This is a genomic window from Pseudomonas sp. NPDC088322 (genome assembly GCF_044740745.1).
Classification (GTDB): Bacteria; Pseudomonadota; Gammaproteobacteria; order Pseudomonadales; family Pseudomonadaceae; genus Aquipseudomonas; species Aquipseudomonas shirazensis.
This window is the reverse complement of record NZ_JBIURK010000007.1, coordinates 57,380-72,158: the sequence shown is the minus strand read 5'-3', so window position 1 is coordinate 72,158 and position 14,779 is coordinate 57,380. Positions and strand designations below refer to the sequence as shown.

Here is a 14,779-nt window from a genome sequence, read left to right as displayed (position 1 = left end):
CGCTCCCACAGATTTCGGCGGCGCTGCAGAATCCTGTGGGAGCGGGTTCACCCGCGAAGGGCCGCAAAGCGGCCCCCGGCCATATCAGCCCTTGCGAGTAGTGCGGCTCAACTGGCCATCCACCCCCACCGGCACTTCGCCGGCCAAGGTCACCCGGCGCACGATGCGCGGCTGGGTGCCGTAGTCGTCCAGCGCGTAATGCTGGGTGGCGCGGTTGTCCCAGATCGCCACATCGCCGACCTGCCAACGCCAGCGCACAGTGTTTTCCAGGCGAGTGACATGCCCTTGCAACACAGCGAACAGGTGCGCCGAATCGGCCTGTGAATAACCTTTGATGCGTTTGACGAACTGGCCCAGTTGCAGCACGCGCTCGCCACTGATGGGGTGCACACGCACCACCGGGTGTTCGGTCTCGTAAACGGTCGAGGTGAACACCTTGCGATGGCGCTCGAGCTTCTCCGGGCTGACATCCGGCTTGGCCGCGGCATAGTCGTATTCGTTGCTGTGCACGGCCCAGAGCTTGTCGGCCAGCTCGCGCAGCGGCTCAGGCAGCTCGCGGTAGGCGGCTGCGGTATTGGCCCAGACGGTGTCGCCGCCAGCGGCGGGAGCGACCACGCTGCGCAGGATCGAAGCTTTCGGGTAGGCATCGACGAAGGTCACGTCGGTGTGCCAGGCATTGGCCCGCTGGCCTTCCGCGCCGTCGAGCTGGAACAGGTAATGGCTGCCGTCGAGTACTGGCACGGTCGGGTGTGCGACTGGTTCGCCGAGGCGCTTGGCAAAGGCTTCCTGGGCAGCATCGTCGAGGTGATGCTGGGCGCGGAAGAAGATCACCTTGTGTTCCACCAGGGCAGCCTGGATGGCATCGATGCTGGCGGCGTCCAGTTCGGCCGACAGCGCGATGCCGCGAATCTCGGCGCCGATGCGGCCGCCAATCGGCAGGATTTCCAGTGCAGCGGTGTGTGGCACGTTAGCAAGTGCGGCATTGCTCATAGCGGTGGTCCTCACGGTCATATGACGAGCGTTGTGATGATTCAGCGGGCGGCCTGGGTGGCCTGGGTCTGTTGCAGGGCAGCGTCGAGGAAGCGTGGCTCGATCCATTCGGAGACCTGGAAGCCACGGCGGATCAGGCGCTCTTTGGCAGCCAGATCGACGCCTTGCTGGAGCAAGCCGACAAACTCGGCATCCAGCCGTGGATCGAAGTACTCGGCGAGGTTTTCGTCAGCCAGGTCGCCTTCCAGAATCACCCGCGGATAATTGGCAGTGGTTGCCACCAGCTCGATGTAGGCCTGGCGGTTGTGCTCGTCGCGCAGCCATTGGCTGGCCTGCTCCTGGGCCTTGACCAAACGTGCAGTCAGCTCGGGGTGCTGACGGATGAATTCGCCGGTGCCCAGCAGCACCGCCTGGGTGCTGCCGGCGCCCTTGAGGTCGCGTGAGCTGACCGGCAGCTCGACCAGCCCGCGCTCACGCAGCGAGAGCAGGTTGGACAGGCCCCAGGTGGCGTCGATCTGCTTGGCGGCGATGGCGGCATTGGCGGCGTTGAAATCCAGGTTGATGACTTTCAGGTCGCGTTCGGACAAGCCCTGGCTGGCCAACGCGCTGGCGAACGACAGCTGGTTTGCCGTGCCGCGGAACACCGCCACGCGCTTGCCCTTGAGGTCGGCCAGGGTCTTGATGCCTGAGCCCGGCACCACGCCGAGGTAACTCTTGACCCCCCGCACACCAGCCGACAGCACCCGCGTATCGAGGCCATTGGCCTTGCCGATGATCGCTGCCAGGTCGCCGAGGTAGGCGAAGTCGGCCTGGCCGTTGGCCAGCGCTTCGTTGATCACCGGGCCGGCGCCCTTGAAGAAGTGCCAGTCGATTTTGATGCCGTCTTTGGCGAATTCCTTTTCCAGCAGTTGCTGGCTGCGCAGCACGTCGACCACGCCACCGGCGCTGGGCTTGCTGCCGGCACTGAGGTCGGGCACGGCGATACGGATGCTGTCGACTTCGGCAGCCTGAGTCGTCAGGGCGAAGCCGCTCAGCAGGCCGGCCAGCACGGTCGGGGCGAAGCGGGTGAGTAGCTGACGTAGCGGGGTTTTCATGGCACGGCTCCTTGGCAGGCTGCCACCGGCAAGGGCCGGCGCTTTGGGCAGAAGCTAGGCAAGGATGGTTAGAAGTAACAAAGACTGAATGTGCATGCTTTAGTAACTAAAAGGCATAAATCAGGGTTGGCGGGGTGTGTCGCCGGGGTTGCGGAACGTGCATTTGAAATATGAGTAGAACGCATTGCCTGGGGGGTTCTCGATGCGTGGCCTGCATGCTCTTATGTCTTGAAATTATCTATGCGTAATTTTTTATTCTTTTATTGAATATGTTAATTGCGGTTTGTTGGAGGGCGCGATGGGCGACATTTTGCGACAGGGACGGGGATTGCTGGGGCTGCTGCGCAACCCTGTTGCGTCCGGCATGGCGCCCCGACATGACCGCTCCGGCCAAGGGTGGCTGGCCTGGATAGTGCCAGTGGGTTTGGCGTTGTTGTGGGTGGTGGCCAGCCGTTGGCATTGGATGAGCGAGCAGATTCTGCCGGGGCCGGCGCTGGTTTGGCAGAGTGCGCTGGAGTTTGGCAGTGCCGAGCTTTGGGGGCACCTGTGGATAAGTTTGCAGCGGCTGCTTTACGGGTTGCTCGCGGGGATTGCCGGCGGATTGCTGCTGGGGACTTGGCTGGGCGCTTCGCGCAGGGCGCAGACGTTGGTGATGCCGACGTTCATCGCACTGGCACAGATCCCGACGCTGGCCTGGATCCCGCTGTTCATGCTGTTTTTCGGCATCGGCGAGCTGCTCAAGCTGGTGGTGCTGATCAAGGCGGTAGTGGTGCCGGTGACCTTGCACACGCTGGTGGGCGTGCGCGATGCACAACCCAAACTGCGCGAAGCCGCAGCGACCTTGCGCCTGCCGGCACATTTGCTGTTCCGTCGGCTGCTGTTGCCGGCTGCCCTGCCGTCGTTTCTGGCGGGAGTGCGGCTGGCGCTGGCGACAGGCTGGACCTCGCTGCTGGCCGTCGAGCTGCTGGCCTCCAGCGAGGGCATCGGCTACCTGATGGTGTGGGGTCGGCAGCTGTTCATGCTCGATCTGGTATTCCTCTGCATCGTGCTGATCGGCGCGGTCGGGTTCTTGATGGACCGCGGTTTCAGCAGCCTGGAGCGGCGCCTGCTGTTCTGGCCGCAAGCGGCTACCGGCGAGCAAGGCCGGGCACAGCTACCACGGGCCTGGCAAGGCTTGTTGTTGCCGCTGGGCCTGCTGGCGCTGTGGCAGGCAGCCAGCAGCTTTGGCTGGGTCGACGACAATATTCTTACTTCGCCACTGGGCGTGCTGGCCAGCCTGCAGGCAGGCATCGCCGATGGCTCGCTGCTGGAGGCGCTGCGCTTGAGTCTGCAGCGGGCACTGAGCGGACTGCTGCTGGGCGGCGGTGCAGGCTTTGCGCTGGGGGTACTGCTGGGCTTGTCGAAACCCGCCGAACGAACCCTCGGGCCTACCCTGTCAGCCCTGCGCCAGGTGGCGATCTTTGCCTGGGTGCCATTGCTCACCGCGTGGTTCGGCCTGGGCGAAGCGGCCAAGCTGGTGTTTGTCGGCCTGGCGGCGTTCTTCCCGCTGTTCATTGCAACCCAGCGCGGCATCGCCAGCCTGTCGCCGCAGTTGGGAGAGGCTGCCCAAGTGATGGGCCTGAACCTGCCCAAACGCTTGCGTTTGCTGATTTTGCCCGGCGCTGCCCCCGCAATATTTGCCGGCCTGCGCCTGTCGCTGATCTATGCCTGGTTGGGCACCATCGGCGCGGAATACTTCATGCCGTCCGATGGCGGTATCGCCAGCCTGATGCTCGGCGCACAGCAGCTGTTCCGCATGGACCAGGTGATGGCGGCGATGGTCCTGATCGGCCTGATCGGCGCCCTGCTCGGCAACCTTGGACAACGCCTCGAATCGCGCGCCACGCGCTGGAGAACTGCATGAACGCCTTCAACACCTCGACCCTGCACGCCGCCAATCAAGCCGACACCACGCCAGCGCTGGTGAGCTTCGAGCAAGTCGGCAAAACCTTTACCGTCGATGGCCAGGCCTTCGAGGCCATCAACAACTTCAACCTGGCCATCAACGAAGGCGAGTTCATTGCCATCGTCGGCGCCTCCGGGTGCGGCAAGTCGACCTTGCTGCGGCTGTTGGTGGGCCTGGATACCGACTACAGCGGCAGTATTCACGTCGATGGCAAGCCGGTGCAGGGCATCGGCGGCGAACGCGGCATTGTCTTTCAGGAGCACCGGCTGTTCCCGTGGCTGACAGTCGAGCAGAACATCGGCCTGGGGCTGGTCAACGAGCAACTGAGCCAGGGCGAACGCGCCCGCCGCGTGCATGAGTTCGTGCAGTTGGTGGGCCTGGTTGGCTTCGAGACGGCGTATCCGCACCAGCTGTCTGGCGGCATGGCCCAGCGTGTGGCAATCGCCCGAGGGCTGGTCGCCAGCCCGCGCATCCTGCTGTTGGACGAGCCGTTTGGCGCACTCGACGCCTTGACCCGACAGCAGTTGCAGGACGAACTGCTGGCGATCCGCGAGCGCTCCGGCATCACCACCTTGCTGGTCACCCACGATGCCGAAGAGGCCACCTATCTGGCGGATCGGGTGGTGGTGCTGGAGCCGCGCCCGGGGCGGATCAAGGCGGTGGTCGAGATAGACCTGCCGCACCCGCGCCAGCGCACCGGGGTGGCCTTGCATGGTTTGCGCGAGCGGGTGCTGCATCAGATCACGGGCGACGGCAGTTACTTCAAGCCCGCGTCGCAGCGAGTGGAGGGCTTGCGCCCGGAGTTGATTGCCTTGTGAGGTAAGCACCGCTCCGACATTCGTGCCCGTAGTGCCGCTGGGCATGTCACAACGAAAACGGCTACAGATCAAGGCGATGGACGCGCTAGGCCAAGATGGGTATCATTGCGCCGCGTTGCACTCGTAGCTCAGCTGGATAGAGTACTGCCCTCCGAAGGCAGGGGTCGTGGGTTCGAATCCCGCCGAGTGCGCCATATCAAGAAAAAGCCCTGGGACTTGTCCCGGGGCTTTTTCGTTTGTGCGGACCTCACCTGCCAAGCAGCGACAAGCCCATTGCAGGGGCGAACCTGGTTGATGTGGCCTGAAGGCTGCCCGTACCGGCAGTCGCTGCAACGCTGGCTGACGCCGCACGGGCTAGAGGTGAACATCACCAGCATTGCCAGCTACGGCATCAGCGGCTTCAGCTTCGCCGACCTGGCGCCAGTGCAGAACTACTTCATCTGCAACAAGCACACTGGCAGCCACCCTGCCAAAGACAGCTTTGCGGCGCTGCTTGGCGCTGAATATCACTTAGCTTGAGCGAAGCGCACCAAGCGTCAACCCGCTGACTTAACCGTATCCGGCAGCTCGGCAAAGGCTGCACCATTCCACTGATACTTGACCACACTCTCCTGGCTCGGGCAGCAGCGTGGATCTTCGTCACTGTGAGTCAACACGGTCACGCCGATCAGGTTCGGGCCGAGCAGCTGCAGGTCGGTGGCGCCGCCGAGGATGGTCTTGCCTTTGGCGCTCCAGCTGTTGCCATCACGGTACAGCGCCGCAAGGGTCTGGAACGAGCCATTGCCACCGCCCTGGCCTTCGATGGTGTAAAGCACCACGGCATCTTCGACGCCATCTCCATCGAGATCCACTTCCAGTACCTGACGGCCTTCGTCGTATTCACTGCCGCCGTCGGTTGCGATTTCGTCCGCGACCATCTGGTCGATGGCGGCCTTGAGCAGCGCATCAGTTGCGCCTGCCGGCTGCACGGCTGGCTGCTGTTCTGGAGCAATAACGGTGCTGGTGGCCGGTTGGCTGGCTGCGCTGTAGTGCGCCATTGCCTGGGCATTCGGGGTCAGGCCAGCAGCTTTGATCCTGGCGATGTATACCTCGCTTATGCGCTTGCGAATAGGCTCCAGTTCGCTCTGGGAAAACTCCATCACCCCTTTGCCATCGAACGGCTGTGCATCGCCAAGAATCCAGCGTGAAAACATCCCGGGGCGGCTCGCTTCGAGCGCACTGACGACGTCATCCTTGACCTCACGCACTGCCTGTTCATAGAGGTCCCAGCCGGCATCGCCAAACATCGCGAGAATGGCCTGCTTGTCTTCCGGCCCGGCGAACGGCACTGCTTCAACCAGACCAATGTTGTAATCAATGGTCTTGCTGACACAGCTGTTGGTGAAATTGCCAAAACACTCCTGGCGCAGCTCCTGCAGCGCTCGCGCCTGCTGGAACTGGCTGACTGCATCGCAACCGGCCAGCCCCAGTACCCCACCCATCGCTACGGCCCATTTCAACTTCATGTTGCTTTCCTTGTGTGACGGGCCGCTCAAGCGACCCGCAGTCGATCAATCCTGTTCTGCCTCGATCACTTGCCCATTACGGCGGTCGCCGTGCACTGCCATGTAGCGCACCAGTTGACCAATCCGCAGGTCGAGTGCCTGCAACAGCCGGTGGCGGGTGTCGTTGACTTCACGCTGATTGAAGAACCCCGGCGCCTGGGTGTAGAGGTCGAACGCCTGGTTGATCTGCGCCGGGGTGAGGACGGTGAAGTTTTCCCCGGCATTGTGGTTGTACAGCGCGACCAGGGTGCCGTTCTGGTTGCCGGCGTTATGCACGAACAGCAGGCTGACGTGCTGGCCGGGGCGGATGCGCACCTGGGTATTGTTGAGCTGGAAGCACGACTCTTTGCCGTTTTCCAGGCGCACCCAGAACTCATGCTCCTGCACGTTGTGGGTGCTCACCTGCATGCTCGACGAACTGCTGCCAGTCGAGCCGGTGCCCTGCCACATCGTGCCGCCAGTGGTGCGGTGCGAGTGGTAGGCGTCGAGGTGGGTCTGGTTGCGCTTCTGGCTGTCGAGCACTTCGCCATTGAAGACAAAGAACCCCAACTGGCGCTCGAAGTGGTTGAACGGCTCTTCGATGAAGTTGACGTCGTCGGGCGCCAGGGTGATGTCGTACATGGTGCGGATCATTTCGGCGCGAGCGGCCTTGTCGCGCTTGGCCTGCTCTTGCAACTGGGCGCGGCGCAGCTTGGCGTCGTCGATGGCCTTGAGCGCCTGGGCCTTGAGAATCGGGGTTTTCTCCTGGGCGTAGACGGTGGCCTTGTCGCTGGCCTGCTTGAGGATCGGCGCAGCTTTTTGCCCGGCCTCGACAGCCAGGTCACGGGCTTTGTCCAGCGCCTGGGCGGCTTTGGCAGCCAGCTCGGGGTTGGCGTCGTAGGCCTTTTTCTTCAGGTCATCCCAGAGACTCATCGTGGTCACGCTCCATTGTGCAAGGGCAGATCAGCCGGTACCGCTGAACGGGTGCGGGCAGTTTAACCGCAAGCCGGGGCAATGACGTCAAAAAGCCATCTAACTTAAATTGACGGCTAAATGGCTTTGCAAGTAGTGTTGCGCGGTTATTCAGTATCAAGGTGTGATTACTGAAACGGATCGATACAAGACTAGGTAGGGTCTACAAGGATGCGCGGAGTATTGCTACGCAGTGGTAAGAGTGAAGACTTTACCGCGTTGGGAGAGACTGGCCAGCCGGTCTATCGTGCCGCTTTGCAGCTGCGCGAGGCGATCCGCCGCAAGTACCCGGAGCATCCGCACCTGGTCGAGCACCTGGCCATCCCGCAGCCGGACGCCCTGGGCAGCACCCTTGACTGGTACAGCGAGCGCCCGGGCGATGTGATCCCGTGGAGCAGCGCTACCGAAGAAGAGCGAGCGCCTGCCCGAGCCCAGCTCGAAGTACTGCAGCTGCGCATCAACGATCTGAGCAACAGTATGCTCGGCCTGGATGCCAACGGTGCGCCGTTGCCCGGTGCCCGTAATGCCGTGCAGGGCGACAATACGGTGTTCGGCAAGCTGCTGACCTGTGTGGTGCCGTTTCCCGACGAAAACTTCGTGTATCTGGTGGATGGCCGCCCGGTCCTGACCTTCTGGGGCTTTATCCATGCCGGCGCCGAGCGCAGCCGCCAGCCCTTGCATTGCCTGTATCCGCGTGCCGCCAAAGCCGCCGAGCCAGTGATCGCACCGCCACCCGTGCCACCGATTGCTCCTGCGCCAGTACCGCCGGTTGCGCCGCCAGTGCCGGTTGCCGCCGCGCCGTGGTGGCGTCGGCTGGGTTGGTGGTGGCTGCTGCCATTTTTGCTGCTGTTGCTGCTGTTGTTCGGCCTGCGCAGCTGCTGGCCAGGGCTGAATGTGCCCGGTATGCAGCTGCCTGACCAGAAGCCGCAAGGTCCAGTGATCGACACTGGAACTCACAGCGGCAGCGGCACTGGCAACCTGGGTACTGGCACCGGTCAAGTGCCGGGCACCGGTGCTGGCCTGCCAGACGCTGGCGGCACTGGCCCAGGGGCCGGCAACCCAGATGCAACGCCACCTGCACCCGAGCCAACACCTGAACCGCCAGTGCCGGGCGAGACCACCGCGCCTGAGCCTGAGCCTGCGCCTGAGCCTGAACCCGCCCCAGCGCCAGCGCCGGAACCTGCGCCTGCACCCGAGCCAGGCCCGAGCACGACGCCACCCGAACTGCCAACAGAACCCCCTGCGCCCGCTCCCCAGGCGAACCTGCTCAGCATTCCGCCTGACGCCGCCGAAGGCACCGCCAGCTTCCTCAATGGCGACTGGGCCGGTGCCGGCATCCAGGAAGTCGGCACCAGCAAGCCGCTGCGCCTGAAGTACGACTTCAAGGACGGCAAAGGCAATGCCACCGTCAGCCGCTCCGATGGCGTGCGCTGCCAGGCACCGGTTTCGGCGGCCATGAATCAAGGTCAGCTGTCGATCACCAGTGCCGGCCAAGCCGCCTGTGCTGACGGCAGCAGCTACGACCTGCCCCAGGTCAATTGCAAGCCAGGCGCATCCGGCCCGGCTGACTGCGCCGGCAACTATGGCGCCGACGCCTTCCCGATGCTGATGAAACAAGCCGGCCAATAATACGAGACGCAGAAGATGTTGCCCGAAATCACCCAGTTCGAAGAAACGGTCACGCTGGTCAGCGATACCGGCATTCAATTCATGGATTTCGCCCTGCGTCTCGGCCCGGACGGCGAGCAAGCGGGCAAGTTCGTCCAGCTCAACAACGGCATGGTGCCTACGCGCCTGCTGTGGTCGCGCGAGTACAAGGACTTCTACGAGCCGGAGCCGGACAAGGTCGTCCAGGTCGAATTCGACAGCAGCGACGACAACCACTTCCGCGTCGCCATGGAAGAAAGCCTGAAGCTGTTCGATGGCGTCTGGCTGCCATTGCCGTTCCTGCGCTTCATGGCGCCGCATCGGTTTGACGAAGGCCCCAACAACTGGTCGCGGATGCGCCTGGTCAAGCTGGCCGAGCCGGACCTGGACGGCAATACCCATCGCCTGACGCTGGCCTTCGATACGCGCATCATGGCCGCAGTGGCCGGTGCTCATTACCTGGCGCCGAACGAAGAAGACGTGCGCTCCGGGGTCGATTTCAAGCTGGCCTGCAGCGCCCGTGAATACGGCTGGTTCCTGACCCACGGCTGGATCCGCGAGTGGCTTGCCGAGCTGTATGGCGAAGCCCGCGCCGAGTGGACCCGCGAGCGCCTCGAACGTGATCTGCAGGGCAACCGTCACCTGGCCCACTACCTCAACCTGCTGAGCCTGTTGCGTCGGCCGGTGCCGGCTGAGCAGAGCGTCGAGAAGCCCAAGGTCGAAATCCCGGAAATCAAGGTTGTCGCCAACGAGATTCAGGGTGTGGTGCAGCCAATCCCGGTCGACCTGGTACTCGATGTGGGCAACTCGCGCACCTGCGGCATCCTCATCGAGGACCACGGCCAGGCAGGCTCCGGCATGCGTCACAACTACGTGCTCGAACTGCGCGACCTGAGCGAGCCGGAGAAGGTCTACAACGAAGCCTTCGAAAGTCGCGTCGAGTTCACCCAGGCCTATTTCGGCAAGGATAATTTCTCGGTCAAGAGCGGCCGCCACAATGCCTTCCAGTGGCCGACCATCGCCCGCGTCGGTGGCGAAGCCGGACGCCTGGCCAGCCGTCGCCGCGGTACCGAAGGCTCGACTGGGCTGTCCAGCCCCAAGCGTTACCTGTGGGATGAAAAGCCCTACGGCCATGGCTGGCGCTTCAATACCTCCTACGTCAAGAGCGACAAGGAGCCGCTGGCCACCGCCGCACCGTTCGCGCACCTGATCAACGACCTCGGCCAGGCCCTGTACCTGCCGCCGAAGAACGACATGCCGGTGTTCACCCCGCGCTATTCGCGCAGCAACCTGATGACCTTCATGCTGGCCGAAGTGGTCACCCAGGCGCTGGCCCAGATCAACAGCCCGGCGCAGCGTTCGCGCCAGGGCCACGCGCGCGTGCCGCGCCGCCTCAACAGCATCACCCTGACCGTGCCGCCAGGCATGCCTCAAGCCGAGCGCAGCATCCTCAGCAACCGCATGTACGAAGCCGTCGGCCTGGTCTGGAAGAGCTTTGGCTGGCATGCCGGCGAGAGCAACCCGTTCAAGGACAAGAGCATCGTCCCGCGCACGCCGCTGCCAAGCATCCGCGTCGATTGGGATGAAGCCAGCTGCGGCCAGCTGGTGTACCTGTACAACGAGGTCAACGAGAACTTCGCCGGTCATCCGGAAGAATTCTTCGCCGCCCTCGCCCGCCCGGACAAGCAGGAAGCCGAGCAGATCACCCTGGCCACCATCGATATCGGCGGCGGCACCACTGACCTGGTGATCACCGACTACCGCCTCGACCGTGGCAACAACGGCGGCGCCGGGGCCAACGCGCACATCGTGCCGAACCAGCGTTTCCGCGATGGTTTCAAGGTGGCTGGCGACGACATCCTCCTCGACGTGATCCAGGAGTTCATCCTGCCGTCGTTCCGCAAGGCCCTGCAGGGCGCTGGCGTGAGTGCGCCGGACGCGATGATGTCGCGCCTGTGCGGCAACGGTGATGCCTCGGCGCAAGAGCGCATCCTGCGTCAGCAGCTCAACCTGCAGATCTTCGTGCCGCTGGGTCTGGCCCTGCTCAAGGCTTACGAGAACTACGACCCGGCGCAGCCGCAGGGCGTCGTCGAGCAGACCTGGCAAGAGGTGCTGGGCACTGCCGTGATCAACGACAGCGTGCTCGAGTTCGTCAATGCCGCAGTGCGCCGCGAAGTCGGCCGCGAAGGCACGCTGGAGCTGCTGCAGACGCCGATCACGTTTGACCTTGAGCAGGTCCATGCGGCCTTCATCGGCGGCCAGATCAACATCACCCGGATCCTCGCCGAGCTGTGCGAAGTGATCTCGCACTACCCTTGCGACATGCTCCTGCTGACCGGCCGACCGTCGCGCCTGCCGGGCATTCAGGCGTTCATCCGCCAGCGCCTGCCGCTGCCGCCAGGGCGCATCCTGCCGCTGCAGAACTACCGCACCGGCGGCTGGTACCCGTTCCACCGCAACGGCCTGATCGATGACCCCAAGAGCACCGCTTCGGTCGGCGCGATGATCTGCCTGCTGTGCTCCAAGCACAGCGTGCCGAACTTCTATTTCCGCACCGTCGAGCTCAAGCCGTACTCGATCATCAAGCACTTCGGCCAGATCGACACCGCCGGCACCATCAAGCATGCCGACGTGCTCTACCACAACCTGCAGTCGGCCAAAGGCCGGATCGAACTGCCGATTGTTGGCGAAGGCGAGCAGCGCGGCACGCCGTGGCTGGAAATGCGCGGCGACATGCACCTGGGCTATCGGCAGTTGTCGGCCGAGCGCTGGTCGGCCTCGCCGCTGTACACCTTGCGCTTCACCCCGCGCGGCAGCAGCGCGTTCTCCAAGGCACTCGGCAAGGGCGGCGAAGCGCCGGTACTGCGCGTGCGCCTGGAGGTCGAGGAGCCGTCGGACCAACTGCTGGAGCAGGGTTTGATCAGCGACAAGCTGATCATCTGCGACCTGCAATCGAATATTCAGGATGCCGATTTCGATTACGACCGGGATCTGGAGCTTGCCCTCAATACCATGCCAACCATGAGCTTGAGTGACAGCGACTATTGGCTCGACAGCGGGAACGTCAAAGGAAAATGAGCGACCTTACGCCGAAGCAACAACAGTTGATGAACGCCTGGGGCGCTGTCCATGAAGGCGCCGGCCAGGCCCTGTCGTGGATCGACCAGGTGCGTGGCAACGCCGCCAGCGTGGAAGCCGAGGCCGATGGCCTGAGCCTGCGTCTGCGCCAGGCGCGCAACCGCGCCAAGGACCTGCGCAAGGCCGCGTCGACGCCAATGGTGATCGGCTTCTTCGGCCTGTCCCAGGCGGGCAAGTCGTACCTGATCTCGGCCCTGGCGGCAGATCAGCGCGGCCGGCTTGAAACCGACTTTGGTGGCAAGACCCTGGACTTCATCGAGCACATCAACCCGACCGGGTTGGGCAAGGAAGCCACCGGCCTGGTTACCCGCTTCAGCCGCCTGGCCAAGCCCAGCCCGGATGCCAACTACCCGGTCGAGCTGAAGCTGTTCAGCGAAGTTGAAGTGGCGAAGATTCTCGCCAACGCCTGGTTCGAGGATTTCGATCAGGAGAAGCTCGACTACAGCTTCACCGACGATAGCCTGCAAGCGCTGCTCAAAGGCTTCGAAGGCCGCGAGCAGGAGCAACTGCATCCCGGCGTCAACGGTGACGACGTGGTCGCCTTGTGGGACTACCTCAAGGGCAACTACGAAAAATCGGTACGCAAGCTCGATGACCACTACTGGCCACGAGCAATCAAGCTCGCGCCGCACCTGAGCTATCGCCAGCGCGCCAAGCTGTTCTCGGTGCTGTGGGGCGAGCAGCCAGCGCTCACCGAAGTGTATGAACTGCTGGTCGGCGGCCTGCACAAGCTGGGCTTCCCCGACACCGTCTATGCGCCTTTGAGCGTGTTGGTGAAGGACGACAACGGCAGCTACACGCCGACCAACAGCATCATGAACGTGGATATTCTTGGCCGTCTCGGCACCAGCCGCGATTTGCCGGTAAGCGTGCTGCCACTGCACGGCGACAAGGTCCAGGGCAGTGTCGGCCTGACCGTCGCCCAGCTCGCCGCGCTGACTGCCGAGATGACCTTCCGCCTGATCAACAGCCCCAAGGACCCGGTGGTCGAAGCGGTCGATCTGCTCGACTTCCCTGGCTACCGGACCCGGCAAAAGCTGCTGCGCCTGGAAGACGCTGCCAGCCCGGACGCGGTCGAAGAGGTCAACCCGGCCTCCAGCCTGATCCTGCGCGGCAAGGTCGCCTACCTGTTCGAGCGCTACACCGACGCCCAGCAGATGAATGGCCTGGTGCTGTGCACCAGTTCGTTCAAGCAGAGTGAAGTCGTCAGCGTCGGCCCGGTGCTGACCCGCTGGATCCACAAGACCCAGGGCGCCACGCCAAAAGAACGCGGCCAGCGCACTCCGGGCCTGATCTGGGCGCTGACCATGCTCGACGGTTTCATCGGCAACACCCTCGGCCTCAGCGAAGGGCAGCTGCCTGAAGGCTGCGAGAACATGATGAAGCTGACCATGATCGAGCGCTTCGGCGCTCAGGAATGGATGAAAGAGTGGGCCGACAGGCCGTTCAACAACACCTACCTGGTGCGCAAGCCGCGCCTGGACACCGCGTTCATCGAGCGCGACAGCGGCAGCGGCGAAGAAACCCACTTCAACGAGCGCCACGAGTTGCGCCTGCAGCAGCTGCAGCAGTGCTTTGCGCAGAGCCCCTCGGTGCAGCGCCATATCAAAGACCCGGCCGATGCCTGGCAAGCCATGCTCGCCCTCAACGACGGTGGCATCAGCCGCTTCAGCGCCAGCTTCCAAGGCATCAGCGACATCGACTTCAAGCTGACGCGCATCGACGAACAGCTGCGCCAGTGCCGCGCCGATCTGCTCGAACACGGCCTGCATGCATGGCGCGAAGAGGACTTCGAGCAGCTGCTGAACAAGAAGCGCGAGAAGACCCAATATCTGGTCGACAACCTCGGTGCCGATCCGGACGCGATCAGCGAGCTGATCAACGCCCTGCAATTGCCCGATGAAGAACTGCGCGAGCTGTACCTGGGCGGCGTGTATGACATCGACGGTATCGATGGCGAGGCAGAGCCCGAGCCGGAAAGTGCCGCCAAGGCGCCGGCCAACAAAGCCCCCGCGATCAACTTCGGTAACCTGTTCGCCAGCCCGGCAGCCGCGCCATCTGCGCCCGCAGCCCCAGCCAAACCGCTGGCCCAGCGCTTGAACTCGGAACAACGCTTTGCCCGCGCCGCACTTAAAGCGTGGATCCGCCACATGCGCGAGCTGGGCACGCAGACCTTGCGCCTGAACAGCATGCGCATCAGCCGCGAACTGGCCGACGCCTTGACCGAAGAGCTGATCAGCGCCGTGCGCCGACCGGCCTTCCTCGCACAGCTCGACCAGGCCGTGACCCGGCGCATCCTCGGTGGCGCCCGGCGCGACCAATTGGTGCAGCGCCAGGTGATGAACGTGCAGCTGTTGATGCGCGACTTCCTGTCCTGGTTCGGCCTGCTTGCGCAGCCACTCAGCCAGCGCCCGAATTGTCTGATCGGCGAGCGCCAGCCAGTGTTCGGCTTCTACCAGAACGTGGCCCTAGGCGAACTGCCGGAGCTGCCGGCGCAGCCGTCACACCAGGAGCAGCGCTTCCTCGTCGACTGGCTGTCGGGCCTGGCCTGGCTGACCCAGGAAAACGCCAAGAACGGCGCCGACCCGGAAATTACCACCGAGCAACGCCGCCAGTTGGCGGTGTTGCTGAACACCTTTGAAGCGAGCTGAC

At 63.7% G+C, this 14,779-nt stretch carries 10 protein-coding genes and 1 tRNA gene; 7 read left to right on the top strand and 4 right to left on the bottom strand.

The window, feature by feature from the left end; genetic code table 11:
• Nucleotides 1-84: 84 nt before the first annotated feature.
• Both ACIOAU_RS18750 and ACIOAU_RS18745 read right to left on the bottom strand, forming a co-directional pair.
• Nucleotides 85-990 (bottom strand): TauD/TfdA dioxygenase family protein, encoded by a 906-nt coding sequence (locus ACIOAU_RS18750; RefSeq protein WP_401183869.1) that lies wholly within the window; start codon nt 988-990, stop codon nt 85-87.
• Between the two features lie 41 nt (nt 991-1,031).
• Entirely contained in the window at nt 1,032-2,084 is a 1,053-nt protein-coding gene (locus ACIOAU_RS18745; RefSeq protein WP_401183866.1) for an ABC transporter substrate-binding protein, read from the bottom strand.
• Nucleotides 2,085-2,382: 298 nt separating this feature from the next.
• On the opposite strand from ACIOAU_RS18745, the gene ACIOAU_RS18740 reads away from it, so the two are divergent.
• From ACIOAU_RS18740 to ACIOAU_RS18725, 4 genes are all read left to right on the top strand, one after another.
• Nucleotides 2,383-3,987, top strand: coding sequence for an ABC transporter permease (locus tag ACIOAU_RS18740; protein WP_401183859.1), 1,605 nt, complete (start codon nt 2,383-2,385; stop codon nt 3,985-3,987).
• Nucleotides 3,984-4,847 (top strand): ABC transporter ATP-binding protein, encoded by an 864-nt coding sequence (locus ACIOAU_RS18735; RefSeq protein ID WP_401183856.1) that lies wholly within the window; start codon nt 3,984-3,986, stop codon nt 4,845-4,847. The genes ACIOAU_RS18740 and ACIOAU_RS18735 overlap by 4 nt, the downstream gene beginning before the upstream one ends.
• Nucleotides 4,848-4,964: 117 nt before the next feature.
• Nucleotides 4,965-5,041, top strand: a tRNA-Arg gene (locus tag ACIOAU_RS18730).
• A 100-nt stretch (nt 5,042-5,141) separates the two neighbouring features.
• A complete protein-coding gene (locus ACIOAU_RS18725; protein ID WP_101322601.1) occupies nt 5,142-5,366 on the top strand; it encodes a hypothetical protein in 225 nt (74 codons plus the stop codon).
• Between the two features lie 17 nt (nt 5,367-5,383).
• Here the strand turns inward: ACIOAU_RS18725 and ACIOAU_RS18720 are convergent, their stop codons facing one another.
• Together ACIOAU_RS18720 and ACIOAU_RS18715 are read right to left on the bottom strand one after the other, a co-directional pair.
• Nucleotides 5,384-6,352, bottom strand: coding sequence for an LppP/LprE family lipoprotein (locus tag ACIOAU_RS18720; protein ID WP_181088990.1), 969 nt, complete (start codon nt 6,350-6,352; stop codon nt 5,384-5,386).
• 45 nt (nt 6,353-6,397) lie between these two features.
• Entirely contained in the window at nt 6,398-7,303 is a 906-nt protein-coding gene (locus tag ACIOAU_RS18715) for a hypothetical protein (RefSeq protein WP_150573571.1), read from the bottom strand.
• A gap of 210 nt (nt 7,304-7,513) precedes the next feature.
• Here ACIOAU_RS18715 and ACIOAU_RS18710 point away from each other — a divergent pair, with 210 nt between their 5' ends.
• From ACIOAU_RS18710 to ACIOAU_RS18700, 3 genes are read left to right on the top strand one after another with little or no spacing between them, the layout of a single operon-like run.
• On the top strand, nt 7,514-8,971 hold the full coding sequence (locus tag ACIOAU_RS18710) for an SrfA family protein (RefSeq protein WP_401183851.1): 1,458 nt from the start codon (nt 7,514-7,516) through the stop codon (nt 8,969-8,971).
• A 15-nt stretch (nt 8,972-8,986) separates the two neighbouring features.
• Nucleotides 8,987-12,067 (top strand): virulence factor SrfB, encoded by a 3,081-nt coding sequence (locus ACIOAU_RS18705; protein ID WP_401183848.1) that lies wholly within the window; start codon nt 8,987-8,989, stop codon nt 12,065-12,067.
• Nucleotides 12,064-14,778 carry a virulence factor SrfC family protein gene (locus ACIOAU_RS18700; RefSeq protein ID WP_401183845.1) on the top strand — a complete coding sequence of 905 codons (2,715 nt, stop codon included), beginning with the start codon at nt 12,064-12,066 and terminating at the stop codon, nt 14,776-14,778. Before ACIOAU_RS18705 ends, ACIOAU_RS18700 begins: the two co-directional genes overlap by 4 nt.
• Nucleotide 14,779 lies beyond the last annotated feature (1 nt).